Below are 23,532 nucleotides of genomic sequence, written 5' to 3'. Positions count from 1 at the left end.
ATAAAAAAAGGATACCATTGAAAACGTTTTCTGTCAACTGCATTTTAACTAGTATCCACTTCTAAATTTCAGATAAAAACAATAGTGTCTAGAATGAAGTAAGAAGTACCATCCTAAACACAAAAAACTGATTATCGCTACTCTATTCCTTTTGAATCGTTGTACCATTCGAAACAAACGTCACAGGCAAAATAATTCTCTTAGGAACTTCTACTCCTTTTATTTTATTCAAGATAGCATCAACTGCTGTAGTTGCCATCAATGGAACAGATTGAGCAATTGTTGACAGTGTATATTTTCTTTCTTGAGCCATTCTTACACCATCAAATCCTATTAACTGAAAATCCTTAGGTGGTGTTTTACCAATTGTTTCTAATGTTTCCAAAACGGTTAATCCCATGAAATCATTGACTGTAAAAATACCGTCAATCGTATCGTTTTCCTTGATAAATCGTAAAATTTGGTCTTGTAAATCTGTGATTGGTTCTGGCATATCCAGTATTTTGAACGGTATCTTTTTGTCTCTGCAATATGCTAAGAACCCTTCTCGCCGATTCACCGTTTCATTTGGAAATGGTGAGAAACCGCCTATATATGCTACGCTTTTACATCCTCGCATGACTAATTCTTTAGCAGCTAACATGCCCCCAGCAAAATTGTCTGAGGTCACATACGTCACGTCTTCTGAAAAATGTCGATCTATACTAACAAACGGTAAATTAGACGATACATATTTATCTACATCAGAATAAGTAATCCCGATGATTCCATCAACTTTATTTTGCTTGACCATTTGAATATATTCATACTCTTTTTCTGGATCACCATCAGCATTGCACAAATAAAGCTTATAGCCTTTTTTACTTAATTCTTCTTCAATGTAATAGGCAAGTTCTGAGAAAAAAGGATGCCAGATTGTTGGAAGAATTAATGCTAACGTATTACTTCGATTTGTTTTTAAAGCTCGAGCATATTCATCAGGTTCGTAAGATAATTCATTGATAGCAGCTTCAACTTTTTTTCTAGTAATTTCTTTTACTTTTACACCATTAATGACTCTAGAAACAGTTCCAACTCCCACTCCAGCTAATGCGGCAACATCTTTCATCGTTGCTTTCATCCTATCCCTGCTTTCTTAATACTGATTAAAATTGTAACATATTATGTCAAAAATAGGGAAACGATTCCAAAAAAATAGAAGCAAAAATCCTATAATTATTTTCTTATGCAAAATAAGCTATAACTTTATAGTAATCTCAAAATTAGATTTCTACAAAGTTATAACTCAAGATTCTAGAACTAATCTAGATCAACGTTATGATACACTTTTTGAACATCATCTAGCTCTTCTAAAACATCGATCATTCGTTCAAATTGCTCTAAATCTTCTCCCGTTAATTCCACGTCATTTTGTGCAATCATCTCTAATTCTGCTACGGAGAATTCTTCGATCCCTTTTTCTTTTAGCACTTCTTGCACTGCATGTAAATCTTCCGGCTCTGTATAAACGATGATCTGACCTTCTTCTTCGGTTACATCACGAACATCGATCTCTTTTTCCATCAAATATTCAAGGATTTCATCTGCATCATCGCCTGCAAATCCAATCACACCTGTATGATCGAACATATAGGCTACAGCACCGCTGACACCCATATTACCGCCGTTTTTACCAAATGCAGCACGGACATCTGAAGCAGTACGATTTACATTATTTGTCAAAGCATCTACGATGACCATTGAACCGTTTGGCCCAAATCCTTCATAACGCAACTCAGAATATTGCTCATCACCAGAACCTTTGGCTTTTTCGATTGCTCGATCAATGATATGTTTTGGAACATTATATGTTTTTGCGCGCTCGATAACAAACCGTAATTTCTGATTTGCTTGAGGGTCAGGATCACCCGATTTCGCTGCTACGTAAATTTCAATACCGAATTTTGCATAAACTCGACTGTTATTTGCGTCTTTGGCAGCTTTTTTCTCTTTAATATTTGCCCACTTACGACCCATATTCTCACTTCGCTTTCATTCATTAGTATTTTTTGATTGTATTGCCTTTCTTATTATACTTGGCAAACGAACTTTTGTTAAGTGTTTTTTGCTTTTAAGAGATACGAATTGGAAAACGACCAAAACTTTGTTCTAAAATGCGATGATCGCCTAACTGATAAACCTGGTTGCTGCGAATATCTACCGCTAATTCAGAATTTAAATTCTTGGACACTTTTGTAATTAGTGGTAAAGCAAGATCCTTCTTTTTTTCTCGCAAATAACTCTGACCTTTTTCAGTGAAACCAAGGACTTGTATAAAACTATGGTTCCAAGAATTTTCTATTTCCTGCTGTGTTACATTATTTAAACTGTACGTCGCTAATCGTTGTAATCGTGTCCAAGTATAGCGCTTTGTTTTTGCTTTTTCCATAAAAGCTTGAAAAGAATCAGAAGTTTTAGCAGCTTCTTGTAGCCGATACTCGATGCCCTCTTTCATTTGATAAATCGCTTTTAATTCTATAATCGAACTACTAATCAACTTGTATTTTAATAGCGGCCAATACGTTTCCCAAGAGACAGTCGCTGAATTCACTAAATCTATTGCCACTTGTGTTGGTAGCACTTGCCGGATTTGATCTAATTCATCAGAGAAAACCGCCTTTCGGATTGCAGTAGCGCTAGCAAAATTCTGATATATAGTAGTATCATGATACCCTGCTTGTTCTCTTTTTAACGGATACAACATCATCGGCTTTTCATACGTTGCATTTTCTTTGGCATAACTTAAGCCTAAAATGTGATTAGGAGAAGAAAAATCTAACCCATTTTTTGGATACAGCTTACGAAAAACTTCTGTCATTTGTTGTGGATAACTCAATCCATTGTTTTTAATTTGTTGATAAGCTTCGTCGATTTTTGTCTGATTCTTGTTCACAAACTCCCCAAACAACTTATAATCCATCTCTGCGTGATTGTCTGTACCAAAACATAGTGCATCACACTGTAAAGCTTGAAGTAGCTTGACTCCGCCTGCAGCAAAATAATCTGCTGATTGTACAGCATATGCAAAGGGCAATTCAATAACTAAATCAACACCATGATTTAATGCTTCTTCGGCCCGTGTCCATTTGTCGATAATAGCAGGTTCACCTCGTTGTAAAAAGTTCCCACTCATCACAGCAATCACAACCTCTGCTCCACTCATTTCTCGCGCCATTTTCGCATGGTAGTGATGTCCGTTATGAAAAGGATTGTATTCCACAATAATACCGCAACTTTTCATTTTGATTCTCCTTCATTCAGATCATTTCTATTAGAACTCCATCATACCATGTTTAATTTATTACTGAAACCAAAGAAAAATAAGCAAGCAACACTTTTAAAAGTTCTGCTTACTTATCTTTTAACCTATTTTTTACAAACGAAAAACCAACGCTTACTTTCTTCTGTAGGTGCAGTGTCTGCGAAATCAGCGTAGACTTCAACATTCATGAACCCTGCACTCTCTAGCATCATTAAATAGTTTTCCATTGTATATGTCCGTTCTTGATGTAGTTCATCTTGACGGATAAATACTTCATCATTTTCTTGTTCTTTTACAAAGAACGTTAGAAAATGTTCAATACTATGTTCTTTCTCACCAGGATAACTATCCCATAAAAAGGCAAATTCTTCTGTTTGGTAATGATAACTGTATTCTGGAAATACTTTGTCTACTTGGTAAACCGAATGGACATCAAAAATAAAGACCCCATCTTCTTCTAGCGCTTGATAGACATCGTCAAATACTTGTTGAACTTCTTGACGGTTTGACATGTAGCATAGCGAATCTGAAAAACAAGTAATCGCATGATATTGACCCATTTCTGATAAATCCATCATGTTACCTTGAACAAACTGAACATAAACTTCCTCTTCAGCAGCTCGTTTGCTGGCCATCATCAACATTTCTTCAGATAAATCCAATGCGGTTACGGTAAACCCTGCTTTGGCGAAATTCACAGCTAACGCACCAGTCCCACAAGCCATTTCTAAAACATCCATTTTTCCTTCTGGCAAATGACGTTTTGAAAATGCTAGCCATTGATCATAGAGACTATCATCCATTACTTCGTCGTAAACAAAAGCAAATGTTTCATATGTCATATTACTCGACCCAAGCGTGTAGATCGACCATTGGAGCATCTGACCAAAGTTTTTCTAAATTGTAAAATCCACGTTCCGCTGATTGGAAGACATGAACAATGATATCACCTAAGTCGATCAATACCCACTTACCGCCATCTTTTCCTTCAATTCGTTTTACTTCTACATCTGCTTCTTCTTCTTTTTCAATAATTTCTTCCACGATGGCATTGATTTGACGTTCACTTGTTGCTTGGCAAATCATAAAGTAATCTGCTAAAAGTGATATTTCATGCACATCTAAAGCCACAATTTCCTCTGCTCGTTTTGAATCAGCTGCTTTTACAGCGATTTCTAAAATCTGTTGACTATCTATGATGGTTTCCTCCTATTATTAAATTTAATTTTTGTTTTTGATGCTGAAAGAGTTCTAACAGTGATGAACGAGCTCAATCAGCTTTTCTTTGAGCTAGTTTCTCAAAGTAGCTTTTCTAGCTACCCAGTAATTATATGTCTCAATTGTTTTGGGATAAATTTTTTGTTCTTTTTCAATAAGATGTAACAATGTATGTTTTGTTTCATATGCAACGGTTTCATCTAAATCGACTAAAGCCAATTCACGTGCTTCATTTACACCAGGAAAATTACGACCTGGTTCGATGTAATCTGCAACATAAATGATTTTATCCAGCAAGCTCATTTTAGCTGCACCTGTCGTATGCAGACGAATCGCTTCTAAAATCTCTTCGTCCTCTATGCCTAGTTCTCGTTGAACCATGCTTGCACCAACAAGTCCGTGCCAAATTGCATTCCCATAATTCAGCAAATCCTGATCATAGCCATCACGTAGGATAATCATTTCAAACTCTTCATCCGGACGTTCTTTTGCATAATCGTGAGTCAATGCCGCAATACTAGCCTTCTCCTCAGACGCACCGTATTTAGCTGCCAGAGCAATGGCCGTTTCTTCTACGCCTAAAACATGTTGAAACCGGCGCTCACTCATATGCATCTGAACTTCTTGCATCAATTCTTCGCGTTTAAACGATGTATACTTTCCGCTAAAATCCATCTACATACAGCTCCTTCTCTTCTATATAGTGTATCACACTATCAGGCAATAAGTAGCGCGTAGAACAACCATTTTTAATTTTTTCCCGAATCACTGTTGAGCTGATATCCATTTGGGGAACGTCTACCCAAATAATTGGATAAGGTGTGACCGTTCCATAATGAGGACGCCGAATCCCCACAAAATTAATTAACGTCATCAATTCATCGATTTTATACCACTTTGGTAAATATTCTACCATGTCTCCGCCAATGATAAAATAGTAATCCGTATCTGGATTGTTTTGTGTTAAAGCTTTCATCGTATCATAGGTATAGCTTTTCCCCTTGCGAAACAACTCGATGGGCTCAATCGCTAAATTATGATTATCAGAAATGGCTAATTCCAACATTGCTACTCGATGTTTGCTATCGATCGTCTTTTTTTCATCTATATGAGGCGGTAAATAAGTAGGCATCAAATAGACTTTGTCCAACCCAAGTTGCTGTTGCACTTGGTCGGCCATTACTAAATGAGCCACATGAACTGGATTAAAATTTCCACCTAATATTCCTACCTGTTTACGCTTTTGAAAAAGCTCTGCTTCTTCCACAATTACTTCTGCTTTTAATGCTGCATTCGTATTTGTCCCCATTTTTCTTACCTCCAAGTTTTTAAATTGCTTTAACTTCTTTAGAGATCTTTTGGTATTTTTCGTTAGATGATGGTTTAAATAACACTAATACGCGGCCGATAATTTGAACGATATCGCAATGAATATCTGCTTTTAATGCTTCTGCTACATCTTCAGCTATCTCGTCGGTATTTTGTAATAATGTGACTTTGATCAATTCGCGTTTTTCCAATGCTTCATTGATTTGTACCACCATCGCAGAATTTAAGCCGCCTTTACCAATTTGAAAAATTGGTTGTAAATGGTGCGCTTGACTGCGTAAAAAACGCTTTTGTTTTCCTCTTAAATCCACTAATTTTCCTTCTCTCTGTTCTCACTTATGGTTAAATCAACGCTTTTCTTCTTAAAACATCTACGCCTTTTGGTGCCCAGCCAGCAACGACACCGGGTTCGGTTACCGTGATCCAGCCCAGTCCCGCGAATACGATATCTGTTTTTTCTTTGATCGAAAATTCAAAACGGACTAACTCTGGAAATTCTGCTACTTCATCTGGACGCGGCGGTTGTAATAACCCACCAACATGTTTCTCATAGAAGCCGTCTGCTGTAACCAATTTCGTACGGTGGATCGATAAGTCATTTGACACATAGGCAATAAACGAACTACGTTCCCCTTGAATAAAGTCAAATCGAGCTAAACCACCTAAAAATAGTGTTTGCTCTGGATTCAGCTGATACACTTTTGGTTTGATCTCTTTTTGTGGTGCAATGATTTTTAAATCCTTTTTCCCAAGATAATGTGCCATTTGATGACGATGAATGATTCCTGGTGTGTCAATCAAGAAATGTCCGTCCTCTAAAGGAATTTCGATTTTATCCAATGTTGTACCTGGAAATTGTGATGTTGTGATAACATCTTGAACACCAGCTGTTTGTTTAATGATTTGATTGATTAATGTTGATTTACCAACATTTGTTACACCGACCACATAAACATCTTTACCATCACGATATTTTTCAATCGTTTCAAGTAAATTTTCCATTTCTTGTGGTTTCTTGGCACTAGTTAACAAAACATCGACTGGACGTAACCCTTCTTCATGAGCACGCTCTCTCATCCATTGGACCATTTTTGGTTTCTTCAATGATTTTGGTAGAATATCAACTTTGTTTCCCACCATCAATACTGGATTATCTCCGATAAAACGATGTAAACCAGGAATCAATGAACCGTTAAAATCAAAAATATCAACCACATTTACGATCAGGGCATCTTCTTTGCCCAATTCATTTAACAGACGTAAAAAATCATCATCTGTCAATTGAACATCTTGAATGTCATTATAGTGTCTTAAACGAAAACAGCGTTGGCAATACACTTCCCCTGTCTCCATCCCTTTTTCAAAAGCAGCCTTTGGCGTGTAGCCTAGTTCATCGGGCTGATCTGTTTGAATGATTGCACCGCAACCGATACAATGAATTGCTTCTTGCTCACTCATTCTAGTCCGCCTTTCCATACCATATCTGGATGTTTCTTCGCTAAATGCTTCATGATTTTTCGCTCAAAGAATCGATTGATTCTTGTATTCCAACCATCCGTATCAACAATTGGACGCACTAAAATATTTCTGATTCCTGCAGCATTTGCCCCCCGAATATCCGTCATGATCTGATCACCGACCATTACTAATTCTTCTGGCTTCATATTCAGTTTTTTTTCAGCTTCTCTAAATCCTCTTGTCGAAGGTTTCAACGCTCTAGAAACATACTCAAGATCAAATTTCTCTACTGCACGTTTTATGCGGCTAGATTTATTATTTGAAACGACCACAACAGGAATCCCGGCATTTTTCATTTCCAGAATCCATGTCAGCAATTCTTCGGTTCCATCTGGGTTATCCCACGCAATCAATGTATTGTCCAAATCGGTCAATACAGCTTTGATCCCTAATTTTTTTAATTGGTTTGGCGTGATTTTATAAATCGCATCAACCATCCAAGTTGGTTTAAATTTTGAAAACATAGTAACTCCTCTCATCTCCACGATGAACTTTTTCATAGTGAAAGGAGTACTAAGCTAGCACTCCTCCAATTTGTATTATACTGCATTTCCTTAAAAATTTCTATAAATGCTTATCATAAGTTTTCATAAGACTCAATAATGATTAAATAATCGAGATTACATGGTTTTGTCTTTCCACTGTTTTTCATGGTAAACTTTTCCATACAAATAAAAGAGAAAATTGAATGCCTGTCAAAATAGAACAATCATTCGTCAATCTTTTTGTTCTCGAAAAAAAACAACGATACCGCTTTATAAAAAATCTTTGATACAACGTGAATAGAATTAACACACAGACCAAATAAAATCCGCATGTTTTAGTATTTGAAAAGGTCTATTTGCATTAACCAATGAAAAAACCTGAAAATGGTGGAAAATCACCTTTAATTTAGGGGTGACATCATAGTATATAAAGTTTATTCACAATAAAAAAGATAGGAACATAGCTCTTAGAGTCATGTCCCTATCTTATATAAAGTGAAAAGAGAAGCGACAGCTTTGTTACACTTCGATCACATCGCATTCTAAGTACTAAAAATTTGATGGCTTCAAAAACAAACTGAAATTGACTGGAATCCCTCAAAAGCAAAGAAACAATCCCACCATTTTCCTGAATTCCCTCTTATTACATTAGAAGTCCACGGGGTACGAGTTGTTATTATACAGTACCTACCGTACTTCATTCCACTCTCTTTTTTATCCTTGATTAATATTTACGGAAACGTTGGTAACGATTTTCTAACAGCACATTTGTTTCTAATTTAGATAGCTCAGAGAACTTACTAATAAGTGCTTTTTGGATCATCCGATTGATTTTCGATTGTTCTAAGACTTCGCCATTCATTTCTTCTGGAATCACTCGATCAATAATCGTTAATTCTTTTAATTCTGTCGCTGTAATTTTCATTAGTTCTGCTGCTTCTTTAGCGCGACTGCCGTCTTTCCATAAAATCGATGCAAATCCTTCAGGTGAAAGGACAGCATAAATCGTGTGCTCTAGCATCCAAACTTCGTCACCTACTGCAAGTGCTAATGCACCGCCGCTTCCGCCTTCACCAATAATAATTGCAATAATTGGAACGCTCAAATCAGACATCTCGATTAAATTTCTTGCAATTGCCTCACCTTCACCACGTTCTTCTGCCTCAATACCACAATACGCTCCTGCTGTATTGATAAATGTTACCACTGGACGTCCAAATTTTTCTGCTTGTTTCATTAACCTTAAAGCTTTACGATACCCTTCTGGATGAGGAGCACCAAAATTTCGTTCGATATTCTCTGGTAAATTACGCCCTTTTTGAATGCCAACAACCGTTACTGGTTTTTCTTCCAATGTTGCAATGCCACCAACAATTGCCAGGTCATCACCAAAGTATCGATCACCATGAAATTCCATAAAATCATCAAAAATTGCTGCAATATATTCTAAAGTAGTATACCGATCCTGTGCTCGAGCTAAGGTGACAATATCATTGGCTGTTTTTTCCATCGCTATTTCCACCCTTTCATCGTGTGAATCTTTATTAATTTACTAAGTGTTTCTTGCAACTGATTTCTAGGAACAATTTTATCAACAAAACCATGATCTAATAAGAACTCTGCTTTTTGAAAATCGTCTGGCAGCTCTTGACGGATCGTTTGCTCGATCACGCGACGCCCAGCAAAACCAATCAAACTTTGCGGTTCGGCTATTATAACATCGCCATCCATAGCAAAACTAGCAGTAACACCACCCGTTGTTGGATCAGTCAACACAGTAACATAAAGTAATCCAGCGTTGCTGTGACGTTTCAACGCACCAGAAATTTTCGCCATTTGCATTAAAGAAAAAATACCTTCTTGCATTCTAGCTCCACCTGAGGCGGTAAAAATAATCACTGGTAATTGTTGTTCTGTTGCTCGTTCAAACAATCGAGTAATTTTTTCACCTACAACAGTGCCCATACTCCCCATAATAAAATTAGCATCCATCACACCAATACCGATTTCTTGCCCGTCGACTTTGGCTTTTCCAGTTAAAACAGCTTCATGTAATTCTGTTTTTTCCTGCATCTTAGTAATTTTATCTAAATAATCAGGAAAGTCTAACGGATCTTTCGTGATCAAATCTGTATCCCATTCTTCAAAACTTTTCTCATCTACCGTCAATGCTAGACGCTCCCAAGCACCAATTCTAAAGCTATAACCGCAATAAGGACAGACTTTTTCTGCCCCCATGTCTTTTGTGTATAAGGTACGTTTACAACAAGGACACTTCGCCCACATATTATCTGGAACTGCAGGTTTTTTTACAGAAGGTTGGTCGCCCGCGCGATTCGGATTGATTCGAATGTAGTTTTTCTTTTTAAATAAAGCCATACACTTGCTCCTTTTTAATTATCGCTTTCTGGTTCCCAATTTGGTAAAAACGTTTCTTGTAAAAAGCTCGTATCATAATCGCCAGCCAATACACTTTTATGTGTAATTAAATCTAGTTGAAATTCCGAATTTGTGATGATACCATCCGTTACGATTTCATTAAGCGCCCGCTGCATTTTCATCAATGCATCCATTCGATCATTTCCATGAACGATTACTTTAGCGATCATCGAATCATAAAAGGGTGGAATCGTATAACCAGAATACATAGCACTATCCACTCTTAATCCCATTCCGCCGCTTGGAAGCAACAAATTGTTGATTTTTCCAGGAGAAGGAGCAAAATTAAACGCAGGATTTTCAGCATTGATTCGACATTCAATTGCATGCCCTGTGATTTTAATATCTTCTTGTGTATAAGGTAATTCTTCACCAGATGCAACTTTTAACTGTGCTTTAACAAGATCGATCCCCGTAACCATTTCTGTAACAGGATGTTCCACCTGAATTCGAGTATTCATTTCCATAAAGTAAAATTCACCCGATTGATCCATTAAAAATTCAATGGTTCCTGCGTTCTCATAGTGGACTGCTTTCGCTGCACGTACTGCTGTTTCACCAAGTAACTGACGTTTTTCAGGTGAGATTGCAATCGAAGGTGACTCCTCTAAAACTTTTTGATTATTCCGTTGTAACGAACAATCACGTTCTCCTAAATGAATCACATGACCATATTGGTCACCTAAAATTTGCACTTCGATATGACGTGCTGGATAGATAATCTTTTCTAAATACATATCATCATTACCAAATGCCGCTTTTGCTTCTTGCTGTGCTGAATTGAAATGTTGAGGTAATTCTTCTTTACTCATCACTTTGCGAATTCCTTTACCACCGCCACCAGCAGCAGCCTTTAACATAACTGGATATCCAATATTATCAGCAATCGTCAACGCTTCTTCAACAGAACTAATCACACCAGTACTTCCAGGGATAACCGGAACATTCGCTTCTTGCATCAATTCACGTGCGTTGATTTTATTCCCCATTGCATCAATTGTTGCTGCCTTTGGACCAATAAAAGTAATATTACACTCTTCACACATTGCTGCAAACTGGCTATTTTCTGATAAGAAACCAAAACCGGGATGGATTGCTTCAGCATTAGTAACGATTGCTGCACTTAGCACACTCTGTACATTTAAATATGAATCAGCCGCTTTCGCTGGTCCGATACAAATCGCTTCATCTGCAAGCTGTGTGTGTAACGCTTCTTTATCTGCTTCTGAGTATACCGCAACAGTTTGTACCCCTAATTCACGACATGCTCGAATGATTCGAACTGCTATTTCTCCTCTATTTGCAATTAAAACTTTTGAAAACATAGCTCACCTATCCAATCATAAAGGTCAATTCTGCTTCCGCTACTTTTTTCCCATTCACAGTCGCAGTTCCTTTGCCGATGCCGGCTATTGATTTTACTTTCATAATTTCTACTTCTAACAGCAACGTATCACCTGGAACAACTTTTTGTCTAAACTTGGCTTTATCGATCCCACCAAAATAGGCTGTCTTGCCTTTAAAATCAGGCATCGACAATAACGCCACAGCGCCCGCTTGCGCCAATGCTTCAAGAATCAGAACACCTGGCATAACAGGCTCACCTGGAAAATGTCCTTGAAAAAATGGTTCATTGATCGTAACATTTTTCTTTGCAATAACTTTTTCCCCAACTACGATTTCTTCCACAGTATCCAATAATAAGAAAGGATAACGATGAGGAATAATGGCTTTGATCTCTTCAATATTCATAGCGACACTCCTTATTTGTTTTGGTTGTCTTTCTACATCAAATTTGAATTTAAGAAATAGCGACACGGAATAATGGTTGATTAAATTCCACAACATCTTCATTTTTTATCAAAACTTCCGTGATGACACCGTCTACCGTTGCAGTGATTTCATTCATCAGTTTCATCGCTTCTACAATACAAACGACGTCCCCTTTTTTCACAGAATCACCAACTTGTTTGAAGTTTTCTTTATCCGGAGCTGGTTTTAAATACACAACGCCCACGATTGGAGAAATGATTTCTTCTGAATTTTCTGGTTTTACTTCTACCTTTACTGTTTCATTAACCGTTTCTTTTACTTCAATTGTTTGGCTCGCAACTTCTGTGGTCTCTTGATTCGTTGCATTATTGTTAGTTGCTTGTTTTGTTTCATCAGAAGATGATTTTTGCGTCACTTTATTTTTATTCATATAAAGACCAAAGGAACCTTCTTTAAGATCAAATTCCGTTAGTGTTGATTGATCAAACTGCGTTAATAATTCTTTCACTTCATTGATATTCATTTTAATCCTCCCAACGTTTTAAACAAAGTACTGCATTGTGACCACCAAAGCCGAAAGAATTTGTTAAAGCATAATCAAATTCATGTTTTTGACTTTCATTTGTAACAATATTTATTTCAATTGCTTCATCAAGTTGATCAACATTGATTGTTGGTGGAATAAATTGATGTTGTAATGCATTTAATGTTGCAATTGCTTCAATACCCCCAGTTGCGCCCAAAGCGTGCCCCGTCATACTCTTTGTACTACTGACACGGACCTTTTGAGCAGTTTCGCCTAGAGCAGTTTGAATGGCTTTCGTTTCTGCAACATCATTGGATGGTGTACTTGTGCCATGGGCATTAATATAACCAATTTTATCAGTGTCAATAGCGGCTTCTTCAATCGCTAATTTCATTGCTTTAGCAGCGCCACTCCCATCAGGTCTTGGCGACGTCATATGATAAGCGTCACAGTTCGAACCATATCCAACGATTTCTCCTAAAATTTTAGCCCCTCTTTTTTGAGCGTGTTCTAAAGATTCCAGCACTAAAATTCCAGCACCTTCCCCCATCACAAAACCACTACGGTCTTTGTCAAAAGGAATCGACCCTCTCTTCGGGTCTTCCTCAGAAGTAACTGCTGTTAATGAAGCAAAACCTGCAATCCCGATTTCAGTGATAGAAGCTTCGGTTCCACCTGCTAATAGTACATCTGAATAACCATGTTTAATATTTCTAAACGCTTCACCGATCGAATTATTCGCCGTAGCACAAGCTGTGACCGTTGCCGTACAGGTACCTCTTGCTCCCACACGTAGAGCGATATTACCAGCCGCCATATTTCCAATTGCCATCGGGATAAATAAAGGCGCTACTCGCTTAGGTCCTTTTTCACGCATTCGAGTTACTTGATCTTGAATCGTTTGAAGTCCACCAATACCTGAACCTACCATGACACCAAAACGGTCTACATCAATTTGATCCGTATCTAATTTACTCATTTCCATCGCTTCTAATGCTGCATAAATACCAAATAGAGAAAACATGTCCATTCGTTTAGCATCTTTTTTTGCAAAATACTTATCAAAAGGAAAATCTTTTACCTCTGCCGCTAATGTAATGCCTGTTTCACCCGCATCAAATTTAGTAATCGGACCAATTCCGTTTTTTCCTACTTGTAAACTTTCTAAAAAGGTTTCTGCGTCATTCCCTATTGGGGATGCTACACCATAACCTGTAATCACTACGCGATTCATTCAACCGCTCCTTTCAAGACTATTCATTAGCCATTCATGACTAAACCACCATCTACATTTAAAACCTGCCCTGTAATATATGGACTTCTTGCTAAAAAGATAGCCGTTTTAGCCACATCCTCCACTTGACCAAACGATTGAAGTGGAATTTGCTGGCTCATTTGTTCTTTTACTTTATCAGATAAAATTTCTGTCATTTCAGTTTCAATAAAACCAGGTGCAATCGCATTACATGTAATTCCTCGTGCAGCAACTTCTCTCGCTACAGATTTTGTTAATCCGATGACTCCAGCTTTACTTGCCGCATAATTCGCTTGACCAATATTTCCCATCAAACCAACAACACTAGACATGTTAATGATACTGCCACTACGTTGTTTCATCATTTTTTTAATTGCATGTTGTGTCATGTTGAATGTTCCAGTTAAATTGATTTGGATACAACGTGTAAAATCTTCTTCTGACATTCTCAACAATAATTTATCGTTCGTAATCCCGGCATTATTAACTAAAATATCGATTGAACCTAAGCCTTCGATTGTATCTTGGATCATTTTACTCGCAGATTCGAAACTTGCGATATCTCCAGAAATACCGATACATTTAACACCAAACGATTCTATTTCAGTAATTAGTTCAGCGCTGATTTCTCCACGCCCATTCAGTACAATATTGGCCCCTTCTTTAGCAAATGCTAAAGCTACAGCTTTCCCTATTCCTCGAGTACTTCCTGTAACAAACACATTTTTTCCTTTGAGTTCCATTCGCTACCTCCCATTTAAAAGAGCTTCAGTTTCAGATAATGTTTTTTCATCTTCGACACGAGCCGTTTTTATTTCTTTGTCAATCTTCTTAATAAAACCAGTCAGTGTTTTACCTGGTCCAACTTCTATAATTGCATCAACATTCATTTTTTTTATCGTTTCGATACTATCAGCAAAACGAACAGCAGACATTACTTGCTTTTCTAATAATACTTTTATTTCTGCTTGCGCCATTACTTGTGCTGTAGTGTTGCTAATCACAGGAATCGTCATTTCTGCAAAATTTATATTTTCTAGTTCAATCGCTAATTTTTCAGCTGCCGGCTTTAAGAGGGCTGTATGAAAAGGACCACTAACTTTTAGCGGAATCATCCGTTTAACACCAGCTTCTGTTAACAAGTCTACCGCCTTATCAACTGCAGGTGTCTCACCGCCAATTACAATTTGTTGAGGTGTATTATAATTTGCGGGCGAAACGATTCCAATGTCACTTGCCTTTTGACAACACGCTTCGATTAAGGATCGTTCAGCGTTCATCACCGCAACCATTTTCCCAGTACCAGAAGGGGCAGCCTCCGTCATAAGCTTTCCTCTTTTTTCAACAAGTTGAACAGCTTCTTTAAAGGTAATCGCTCCACTTGCAACTAGCGCACTGTATTCACCTAAGCTAAGACCTGCCACAACATCAGGCTGATACCCTTTAGCTTGCAACAAACGATAAAAGGCAATACTAACTGTTAAAATCGCTGGTTGTGTGTACATCGTCTCGTTTAATCGATCATTTTCAGTAAAGCAAAGCTCTGCCATATCGTAACCTAGAGCATCACTAGCTTCTTGAAATGTTTCTTGAATAATATTTTCTTGATCAAATAATTCTTTGCCCATCCCAATATACTGAGCGCCTTGTCCACTAAATACAAAAGCTGTTTTCATTACGTTACTCCCTTACTTTAAAAGCTGAACGAGCCGTTTAGTTCTGACTGGAAAATAGGAAAATTTGACTGTGATGTTCTTTATCATATTCGATTTTTATCTTTTTCCCTAAGAACTAGCTCGTGAAGCTAGATAGATTAAAAGCTGAACGAGCTCGTTTAGCTCTGACTGAAAAATAGGAAAAATTGACTGTGATGTTCTTTATCACATTCGATTTTTATCTTCTTCCCTAAGAACTAGCTCGTGAAGCTAGATAGATTAAAAGCTGAACGAGCCGTTTAGTCTCGACTGAAAAATAGGGAAATGTGTTTGTGACGTTCTTTGTCACATGCATATTTCATCTTTTTTCCGAGAGACTGGCTCATAAAGCTAGATGAATTAAAAGCTGAGTGAGCCGTTCAATCTCGACTGAAAAATAGGGAAATATGTTTGTGACGTTTTTTGTCACATGCATATTTCATCTTTTTTCCGAGAGACTGGCTCATAAAACTAGATAAATTAAAAGCTGAGTGGGTTCACTTAGCATCAATGAAAAATAGGAAAACTTAAATGTGATGCACTTTATCACACTTAAGTTTTGTCTTTTTCTGAAAGATCTTCAATTCTTAAAGCTTTAGCTCTTAGTAATTGATAAGATCGATGTAGAAACGTTGTGTTCCACAAACTTAGATATATTTATCGTTTATTGACAAAAGATTCTGTGTTACAACCATCGACTACATTCAGCAGCCATGACTTCTTTTGTCTCACTAATATAGGATTCAATAATTTCTTTTGCTGTTTCTTCTTTTGTTACAAGACCTGCGATTTGTCCTGCCATGATCGAGCCATGATCTACATCGCCCTCTACAACTGCTTTTCGCAAAGCCCCTTGCCCTAATTCATCAAATTGCACAAGATCTGGATTAGCCTTTTTTAATTCGATTTTCTCTAATCGATCATATTCATTGGTCAACTTATTTTTGATTGCCCTTACTGGATGTCCAAAATGTTGACAAGTAACTGTCGTATCAATGTCTCTCGCTTTAATAATTCTGGCTTTATAATTTTCATGTACAGTACATTCTTTTGCAACTAAAAATCGTGTGCCAACTTGGACCGCATCTGCTCCTAACATCAATACAGCTGCCATACCACGACCATCACCGATGCCACCCGCAGCAATCACAGGAATTGTTAATGCATCTACAACTTGCGGTACAATACTCATTGTTGTCAATTTACCGATATGTCCTCCAGCTTCCATGCCTTCAACAATGACCGCATCTGCTCCTATTTTTTCCATTCTAGCACCTAGTGCAACAGAAGGAACCACTGGAATTACTTTAATGTTATGTTCTTTAAAACGAGCCATATATTTGCTAGGATTTCCCGCTCCTGTCGTCACGACCGGAACATTCTCTTCACAAACTAAATCTACGATATCCTGTGCAAATGGTGAAAGCAGCATAATGTTGACACCAAAAGGTTTATCTGTGATTTCTTTGATTTTTTTGATTTCAGTTTGAACGACTTCTTTAGGTGCATTACCACCTGCGATAATCCCCAGTCCACCAGCTTCAGAAACTGCTCCAGCTAATGAAGCATCTGCAATCCAAGCCATGCCACCTTGAAAAATGGGGTATTCAATTCCGATCAGTTCACCTATCTTTGATTGCATATATTACATCCTTCAAACTATAGAATAATTAGTCAAAAAAGGACTGGAACAAAACTCTGTAAGTTTAGTACCAGCCTTTCTAATTCCAACGAGCGGCATGAAAAAAACCAGGCTCTTCAGCAATTGTTGAGAATCGCACAGAGCCAGGCTCTTCCAACTTTTTTATTTTACCTAATCGCTTTGATTATTATGCTTTTTGTTTTTCTACATAAGTTACTAAATCTTGAACAGTCGTGATGCCGTCTTCAGATTCGATTTTTATGTCGAAAGCATCTTCGATTTCATTGATGATTTGGAATAAATCTAAGCTATCCGCATCTAATTCTTCTTGAATGTTAGTTGTTAATTTTACTTCCTCAGGCTCTTTACCTAATTCTTCTACAATAATTGCTTGAATTTTTTCGAATACCATGTGTATATTCCTCCAATAATTTTCTTTTTTAGTTTATATAGTTACAGTTTTACAGCGTTAAGAGAATCGATCCCCACGTTAAACCGCCGCCGTAGCCTGTTAACACAATTTTTTGATTGGAGCCTAATTCAAGTACTCCTTTTTCTACTGATTCATCCAATAATAGCGGAATGCTCGCAGCAGAGGTGTTACCATTATGTTCCATATTTGTGAGAAATTTATCTCTTGGTACTTTAAGTTTTTTTGATATCTTTTCGATGATTCGTTTGTTTGCTTGGTGTAGCAACAAATAATCTACATCTTCAGCTACGATTTCCCGAATATTGTTTGTCACATCATTCAATGAAAAATCATAAATATCTCTTCCAGTCATTTGTAGATAACTAGAGCTTTCAGATGTGCCCGAATAAAACGGACTCTTGTTTTCCATATAGCCAGAAGTCAATGACGTTGCTCTTTGTCCATCAGCTTGGAGTTTTTCATTTAAAAAATGTTCTTCATCACTTGCTTCCAATAGTACGCCAGCTGCTCCATCACCAAACAATACAGCCGTACTTCGGTCATCCCAATCTAGAACCTTAGATAATGTTTCCCCACCGATGACCATACCAAGTTTTTTTCCAGTACGAATCAATTTTTCACCCATGCTCAAAGCATAGACAAAACCACTACAAGCAGCGCTGATATCAAAAGCAAAAGCTTGATTAGCTGAAATACTTCCTTGAACTAGACAAGCAACTGAAGGTGTACCATAATCTGGTGTCATCGTTGCCACAAGGATAAAATCCAACTCTTCAGCATTCTTTCCAGATTTTGTTAATAACTTTTCAGCTACTTTGATACATAAGTCCGAAGTATTTTCATTCGTAACAATGTTTCTTGAACGTATGCCTGTTCGACTGGAAATCCAATCGTCTGAAGTATCCATCATTGTAGCAAGGCGATCGTTGGATACTGCATTTTCAGGAACATAACGGCTCGTACAAGTTATTTTTGCATGTTGATTCATCTTGGTCCTCACTTTTATTTATATTCCTTTAAGAAATCATGAAGATTCTTCAACGCTTTTAATAAAGCTTGTTCTTCGGCTTTACCCATTCCGTTTAGAATTCTCTTGACCATTTCTCTATGGAAGTGCTGATGAACACGGAAAAGTAGTTTTCCTTTTTTTGTCAAACCTAACTTTACTACTCGACGATCATCTTCACTTCGTATGCGTTCAACATATCCTTTTTTTACAAGATTATTGATTGCTACGGTCAACGTCCCAACGGTAATCGACAATTCTTTAGCAACTTCCGAAGAAGTTTTTTTTCTATACATTCCAATTGCTTCAATTGTGTGCATTTCAGTAATGGATAAATCATTGAATTGTGATTTTTTTAATTCAGATTCTTCAATCGTCAAAATATCGTTAAAGACACTGACAAGATAATCATTGACTGTTTCTAAATTAGGTTCCATGTGTGCGCACCATCCATATACTTTGATTATCAAATCATTTGATGTTCAAACTATATCGCAAAAGAAAAAAGATTGCAAGTAAAAAAATCAATATTTTATTTTTCTTAATCAAGAAAGGAACAAAATACGCTATTTTACCTTGATAAATAAGGAGAATTCGAATTATTATTTTTTTTAGTTAAAAAAATTGGGTTGTTGATCCTTATCGTATACTCATCAAATTAGTTGGATTATCAAATTTTTTCTATTTTAATAGTAGTACAAACAAATGATTAACGAAAAATTTTACAATTATAAAAAAATCCTGTGGCGTACACTATATGTACGCCACAGGATTTTTGATAATTGTTATTAATTTTGTTGAATACTTACTGAAATTCACTAATTATTGAATTAAATCATAAATTTCCATCGCAACAATATCAATATTATCAAATTGATAGCTTTGTTGAGAATCAGTTTCTGTTAATTCAAATGTTTCAGTTGATTTATCGTAAGTTACGATGCATTTTTCTGCACCTTCGCGTTCAAAACGGCGAACTTGAATTTCGTTGTCTGTTGCTTCAGTCATCGCTTCAAGTCGCTTGATAATCGCCACAAGTTGTGAATGTTTCATAATGGGCCTCCCTTTAAAAACTAGTTCTGTACCATTGTATCAAAACATTGTCTTTCTTGCATGATTTTTCGTCATTTTTTTTAATTTTTTTGCTGTTCTTTAATCTTTAGTCATCGGTTGCTTTCCATCTGTCCACCATAACTTGATAAGTGCTTGTGTTCCATCGTTTTCAAATCCTTTATTAGCAAGCTTTTCGTACAAATCTGTAGCTAATTTAGTTGCTGGTAAGTCAAGATTCATTTTCTCAGCTTCATCTAAGGCAATCTTTAAATCTTTTATAAAATGTTTGACAAAAAATCCTGGAGAATAGTTCTCTTTTAATATTCTCGGACTATAGTTACTTAATGACCAATTTGCCGCACTTCCACCAGATAGGGTCTCAATGACCTTATCCAAGTCTAATCCTGCTTTATTTGCATAAACCATCATTTCAGTCATCCCAGTCATTGTTCCAGCAATCATGATTTGGTTTGCCATTTTAGTATGTTGACCTTTTCCTGACTCACCTTGTAATGTAAAAGTTTTCCCGAAGGTTTTAAAAATCGGTAACACTTTCTCATATGCGGCCTGATCCCCACCTACCATGATTGTCAGTGTCCCATTTTTAGCTCCTAAATCGCCCCCAGATACAGGAGCATCTAATGCTATTCCGCCTAATTCATTTGCCTTTACCGCTATCTTTTCAGCCAATGTCGGTGTACTTGTAGTTAAATCAACAATTATCTTATCTGTAATATCTTTTGAAAAAATACCATTTTCATTAAAATAGATTGTCTCGACGTCTTTTGGAAATCCGACCATAGTGAATATAATATCACTAGCCTCTGTAATAGCGGCAGGCGTTTCCTGCCAAACAGCACCTTCTTTTATTAATTCATCTGTTTTACTTTTGGTCCGATTATAGACATTTACATTCAATCCTTGTTTTATCATGTTTCTAACGATCGAAGCTCCCATAACCCCTGTTCCAATGAATCCAATTTGTGACATAGTCTTAATCCCCCTAATAATTTTAATAAAAAAACAGGTGTAAGACAAAAGTAAAAATTACTTTTGTTTCACACCCGAGATGCGAATAAACGCTTCAGTTCCAGCCTCTTTTTAACATTTATTTTCTCAAAGATGTAAACTTGACTTTGATTCGTTCAATAGAAGCTGCAGCTTCTTTTTCTATAGTAAGTTGATCATAGTATTTAATCATATCTTCATAAAATTCAAGCATTACATTTCCAAATCGAGTTGCTGATATTTCATAAAGTTTTTCCTTTAAAATAGCTTTATCTGGTGTAATACCTGATTCTACATATTCAATAAATGTCGGGGCAAAATCGACATCAGCTTTAAACGTCCGTCCCAGAGATTCATGATCAAATAAATTATTCAAATAAGCATTGCCCTCAACCACACAAGGAACTCCAGAAGCCATCGCTTCAGTGTATGTCAGCCCTTGTGTTTCTGAAGTTGAAGCACTGACAAAATAATCAGCAGCTTTATAGTAAATAGCTACCTGATCATTCGGCACTTCTCCGACGAATTGGATTTTATCACTTATTCCTAATTCTTCCCCCAAACAACGTAACTTATCAACGTAAGGGCCATCTCCCACAATAACGAAACGAGCACTTGGGAAATGTTCAAAAACAGTTGGTAAACCATTAACGATTGCTTGAATATTTTTTTCATAGGAAATACGACTCAAAGAGAGTAACATGATATTGTCATCATTTAATCCTAATTCATCTCGAAGAGCTTTTTGCATTTCAAGGGTAATATCAGGTCTTTCAAATTTTTGAATGTCGATTCCTGTTGGAATGATTCTCATTGGTGATGTTACGCCATATTCTTTTAATTTGTCAATGACTCTCTCACTTGGACACACTACACCTGTTGTGTGATTCGCAAAGAAACGAGAAAAATATTTCACATGTGTTGGACGTACAACTTTTCCTTTGGCAATATAATGCAAATAATCCTCATACATAGTATGATACGTGTGAATAACAGGAACTTTAAGTTTTTTGCCCACCATTTTACCTAATAATCCCGCACCGAATTCTGTATGCGTGTGAATCAAATCTAAATCTAACTCTTTTGCAATTAGATAAGCATACCACATACCGCGTACTACAATTCTGCGATCCTTGAATGAGACAAAAGGCACACTTGGCATCCGAATAACATCTTCTTCAAATTCTTTTGCATTCGGGTCAGTAGTTGTAAAAATATAAACTTGATGTCCTTTTTGTTCCAATTCATCTTTAAGCGTCTTAATAGATGTTGCAACCCCACTAACTTGGGGGAAATATGTGTCTGTAAAGAAACCAAATTTCACTTTGTTCCCCTCCATTAATTTTGATTTTCATGCTGTACACATTCTTTATTTTTTACCGGATCATTGCTTATCACTTTTTCATAAACTTTTTTTAGCTCATATCCGATTCGTTCAATACTTTTCTCCTTAGCAACTTCAAAACCTGCTTGACATGTATTTTGTATCTTATCTGTAATAAGTCCGTCGATTAAATAAGTGAAGTCTTCGTTGCTCTTTCCCATGTAACAATTCACTTCATTCTCAAGCCAACCTTTATAGACAGGAATATCTCTTACCAAAACTTGTTGTTTGCTGGCTAAAGCCTCTAATATGACAATTCCCTCTGTTTCTTCATAAGAAGGGAAGAAAAAAAGATCAGCAGCTGAATATGCCCCTTCGATTATATCCCCTTTTATATAACCTGGAAACTCCACATTTGCCGGATGGTCTTCTTTTACAATTGTTCTAATTGCTCTAGGAATTGAATACATAGGTGTATGACCAAACCAGATAAAACGATATTCTGGAAATTTTCTAGCCAGTTCAACAAAGTCAGTAATTCCTTTTCTTTCAAAATACAATCCTACGCAAATAATCACTTTTTGATTTTCGTTGATTTTAAAATACTCTTTAAATTTTTCTTCTTTTTCTTTAGAACGTTCAAATCTATTTAAATCAATTCCATTTGAAATGGAAGATATTGGAACTGTTATACCATAACCTTTTAATAAAGCCTTAGAATAAGGCGTCGGTGTAATTAAATAATCAGCTTTAGAGTATAAGCTAACTAAGTATTTTTTAACTAGAGGTGAAATTTGATTAGATCCAATAAATGAATTTCTAAAATCTTCCTCTGTTGAGTGTGCATGGTAAATAACTTTTTTTCCCATCTTTTTTGCTTTATTTACCATACTATGGCTATTGATTCCATACGTATTAATGTGTAAGATGTCATAATCTGTGCAATTAGCATCTAATGTATATTCAATCCCAACTTCAGAGAGCGCTCGCTTCTGATGGTCTAACGCTCGTCCAATTCCAGACTTCGCTAATATTTTTTCACCTTCAAAATATAATAAAACCTTCACGTTGCCCCTCCTAGCTTCTTTAAAGCATTATAACATAGGTTAAAAAATCCTCACTCAACCTAAAGTCCTAGTTCCATTATCTTACAAATATTATATCAAAAAATAGCATAAGAAAGCCATTTTTCCGCTAAATAGATCCTTTACATGACAAAACTGTTAGATAGTGATAATCAATTTTACCCGTTTCTATCATTATTTCACCTTTTGCTTATTCTATCAAATAATAAAATTTATTTTACTATAAACTAAAAAAAGAACGAAAACTTATTAAGTCTTCGTTCTTTAACTCCGGCAGTAGGACTCGAACCTACGACATCATGATTAACAGTCATGCGCTACTACCAACTGAGCTATGCCGGAATAATTAGCGTGGCGACGTCCTACTCTCACAAAGGGAAACCCTTCACTACAATCGGCGCTAAGAAGCTTAACTTCTGTGTTCGGCATGGGAACAGGTGTAT

Annotated in this window: 26 protein-coding genes, 1 tRNA gene and 1 rRNA gene; all 28 read right to left on the bottom strand. The window is 36.6% G+C overall.

Going from position 1 to position 23,532, the window contains the following annotated elements; all coding sequences use genetic code 11:
* Nucleotides 1-142 precede the first annotated feature (142 nt).
* Complete coding sequence (locus BCR22_RS01985; RefSeq protein ID WP_069653328.1) at nt 143-1,120, bottom strand: LacI family DNA-binding transcriptional regulator; 978 nt, start codon at nt 1,118-1,120, stop codon at nt 143-145.
* A 179-nt stretch (nt 1,121-1,299) separates the two neighbouring features.
* Nucleotides 1,300-2,016 (bottom strand): YebC/PmpR family DNA-binding transcriptional regulator, encoded by a 717-nt coding sequence (locus BCR22_RS01980; RefSeq protein WP_069653327.1) that lies wholly within the window; start codon nt 2,014-2,016, stop codon nt 1,300-1,302.
* A 94-nt stretch (nt 2,017-2,110) separates the two neighbouring features.
* Nucleotides 2,111-3,280: a nucleotidyltransferase gene (locus BCR22_RS01975; RefSeq protein ID WP_069653326.1), complete on the bottom strand. Its 1,170-nt coding sequence runs from the start codon at nt 3,278-3,280 to the stop codon at nt 2,111-2,113.
* A gap of 125 nt (nt 3,281-3,405) precedes the next feature.
* Nucleotides 3,406-4,143 carry a class I SAM-dependent DNA methyltransferase gene (locus tag BCR22_RS01970; RefSeq protein WP_069653325.1) on the bottom strand — a complete coding sequence of 246 codons (738 nt, stop codon included), beginning with the start codon at nt 4,141-4,143 and terminating at the stop codon, nt 3,406-3,408.
* Between the two features lies 1 nt (nt 4,144).
* Complete coding sequence (gene rsfS / locus BCR22_RS01965; RefSeq protein WP_034682970.1) at nt 4,145-4,483, bottom strand: ribosome silencing factor; 339 nt, start codon at nt 4,481-4,483, stop codon at nt 4,145-4,147.
* A 108-nt stretch (nt 4,484-4,591) separates the two neighbouring features.
* Nucleotides 4,592-5,194: a bis(5'-nucleosyl)-tetraphosphatase (symmetrical) YqeK gene (gene yqeK / locus BCR22_RS01960; protein ID WP_069653324.1), complete on the bottom strand. Its 603-nt coding sequence runs from the start codon at nt 5,192-5,194 to the stop codon at nt 4,592-4,594.
* The gene (locus BCR22_RS01955; protein ID WP_069653323.1) at nt 5,184-5,828 is read right to left on the bottom strand and encodes a nicotinate-nucleotide adenylyltransferase; all 645 of its coding nucleotides are present in this window, start codon (nt 5,826-5,828) and stop codon (nt 5,184-5,186) included. Before BCR22_RS01955 ends, yqeK begins: the two co-directional genes overlap by 11 nt.
* Nucleotides 5,829-5,847: 19 nt before the next feature.
* A complete protein-coding gene (yhbY, locus tag BCR22_RS01950) occupies nt 5,848-6,159 on the bottom strand; it encodes a ribosome assembly RNA-binding protein YhbY (RefSeq protein ID WP_010773359.1) in 312 nt (103 codons plus the stop codon).
* 31 nt (nt 6,160-6,190) lie between these two features.
* A complete protein-coding gene (yqeH, locus tag BCR22_RS01945) occupies nt 6,191-7,306 on the bottom strand; it encodes a ribosome biogenesis GTPase YqeH (RefSeq protein ID WP_069653322.1) in 1,116 nt (371 codons plus the stop codon).
* A complete protein-coding gene (locus tag BCR22_RS01940) occupies nt 7,303-7,830 on the bottom strand; it encodes a YqeG family HAD IIIA-type phosphatase (protein WP_069653321.1) in 528 nt (175 codons plus the stop codon). The genes yqeH and BCR22_RS01940 overlap by 4 nt, the downstream gene beginning before the upstream one ends.
* 745 nt (nt 7,831-8,575) lie before the next feature.
* Entirely contained in the window at nt 8,576-9,361 is a 786-nt protein-coding gene (locus tag BCR22_RS01935; RefSeq protein ID WP_069653320.1) for an acetyl-CoA carboxylase carboxyl transferase subunit alpha, read from the bottom strand.
* Nucleotides 9,362-9,363: 2 nt separating this feature from the next.
* A complete protein-coding gene (accD, locus tag BCR22_RS01930; RefSeq protein ID WP_069653319.1) occupies nt 9,364-10,230 on the bottom strand; it encodes an acetyl-CoA carboxylase, carboxyltransferase subunit beta in 867 nt (288 codons plus the stop codon).
* A 14-nt stretch (nt 10,231-10,244) separates the two neighbouring features.
* Nucleotides 10,245-11,615 carry an acetyl-CoA carboxylase biotin carboxylase subunit gene (locus BCR22_RS01925; RefSeq protein WP_069653318.1) on the bottom strand — a complete coding sequence of 457 codons (1,371 nt, stop codon included), beginning with the start codon at nt 11,613-11,615 and terminating at the stop codon, nt 10,245-10,247.
* Between the two features lie 7 nt (nt 11,616-11,622).
* Nucleotides 11,623-12,042 (bottom strand): 3-hydroxyacyl-ACP dehydratase FabZ, encoded by a 420-nt coding sequence (gene fabZ, locus BCR22_RS01920; RefSeq protein WP_069653317.1) that lies wholly within the window; start codon nt 12,040-12,042, stop codon nt 11,623-11,625.
* A gap of 49 nt (nt 12,043-12,091) precedes the next feature.
* Complete coding sequence (accB, locus tag BCR22_RS01915; RefSeq protein WP_069653316.1) at nt 12,092-12,586, bottom strand: acetyl-CoA carboxylase biotin carboxyl carrier protein; 495 nt, start codon at nt 12,584-12,586, stop codon at nt 12,092-12,094.
* A 1-nt stretch (nt 12,587) separates the two neighbouring features.
* Nucleotides 12,588-13,823 (bottom strand): beta-ketoacyl-ACP synthase II, encoded by a 1,236-nt coding sequence (gene fabF / locus BCR22_RS01910; protein WP_069653315.1) that lies wholly within the window; start codon nt 13,821-13,823, stop codon nt 12,588-12,590.
* A gap of 26 nt (nt 13,824-13,849) precedes the next feature.
* Complete coding sequence (gene fabG, locus BCR22_RS01905) at nt 13,850-14,587, bottom strand: 3-oxoacyl-[acyl-carrier-protein] reductase (RefSeq protein ID WP_069653314.1); 738 nt, start codon at nt 14,585-14,587, stop codon at nt 13,850-13,852.
* A gap of 3 nt (nt 14,588-14,590) precedes the next feature.
* Nucleotides 14,591-15,520 carry an ACP S-malonyltransferase gene (gene fabD / locus BCR22_RS01900; protein WP_069653313.1) on the bottom strand — a complete coding sequence of 310 codons (930 nt, stop codon included), beginning with the start codon at nt 15,518-15,520 and terminating at the stop codon, nt 14,591-14,593.
* A 703-nt stretch (nt 15,521-16,223) separates the two neighbouring features.
* Complete coding sequence (fabK, locus tag BCR22_RS01895) at nt 16,224-17,180, bottom strand: enoyl-[acyl-carrier-protein] reductase FabK (RefSeq protein WP_069653312.1); 957 nt, start codon at nt 17,178-17,180, stop codon at nt 16,224-16,226.
* Between the two features lie 187 nt (nt 17,181-17,367).
* On the bottom strand, nt 17,368-17,592 hold the full coding sequence (locus tag BCR22_RS01890; RefSeq protein WP_010760445.1) for an acyl carrier protein: 225 nt from the start codon (nt 17,590-17,592) through the stop codon (nt 17,368-17,370).
* A 49-nt stretch (nt 17,593-17,641) separates the two neighbouring features.
* A complete protein-coding gene (locus tag BCR22_RS01885; protein ID WP_069653311.1) occupies nt 17,642-18,601 on the bottom strand; it encodes a beta-ketoacyl-ACP synthase III in 960 nt (319 codons plus the stop codon).
* Between the two features lie 14 nt (nt 18,602-18,615).
* The gene (gene fabT, locus BCR22_RS01880) at nt 18,616-19,056 is read right to left on the bottom strand and encodes a fatty acid biosynthesis transcriptional regulator FabT (RefSeq protein WP_069653310.1); all 441 of its coding nucleotides are present in this window, start codon (nt 19,054-19,056) and stop codon (nt 18,616-18,618) included.
* 385 nt (nt 19,057-19,441) lie between these two features.
* A complete protein-coding gene (locus BCR22_RS01875) occupies nt 19,442-19,672 on the bottom strand; it encodes a YkuJ family protein (protein WP_010760442.1) in 231 nt (76 codons plus the stop codon).
* A gap of 99 nt (nt 19,673-19,771) precedes the next feature.
* Nucleotides 19,772-20,662: an NAD(P)-dependent oxidoreductase gene (locus BCR22_RS01870; RefSeq protein WP_069653309.1), complete on the bottom strand. Its 891-nt coding sequence runs from the start codon at nt 20,660-20,662 to the stop codon at nt 19,772-19,774.
* 118 nt (nt 20,663-20,780) lie between these two features.
* A complete protein-coding gene (locus tag BCR22_RS01865; protein WP_069653308.1) occupies nt 20,781-22,004 on the bottom strand; it encodes a glycosyltransferase family 4 protein in 1,224 nt (407 codons plus the stop codon).
* A 14-nt stretch (nt 22,005-22,018) separates the two neighbouring features.
* The gene (locus BCR22_RS01860; RefSeq protein WP_069653307.1) at nt 22,019-23,071 is read right to left on the bottom strand and encodes an LTA glycolipid anchor biosynthesis glycosyltransferase, IagA/BgsA family; all 1,053 of its coding nucleotides are present in this window, start codon (nt 23,069-23,071) and stop codon (nt 22,019-22,021) included.
* A gap of 286 nt (nt 23,072-23,357) precedes the next feature.
* Nucleotides 23,358-23,431, bottom strand: a tRNA-Asn gene (locus tag BCR22_RS01855).
* A 7-nt stretch (nt 23,432-23,438) separates the two neighbouring features.
* A 5S ribosomal RNA gene (rrf, locus tag BCR22_RS01850) occupies nt 23,439-23,532 on the bottom strand; the annotation flags it as partial.

It is taken from the genome of Enterococcus plantarum, from assembly GCF_001730295.1.
GTDB lineage: Bacteria > Bacillota > Bacilli > Lactobacillales > Enterococcaceae > Enterococcus_L > Enterococcus_L plantarum.
The sequence above is the reverse complement of the archived record's forward strand: the minus strand, read 5'-3'. Positions and strand labels throughout refer to the sequence as shown.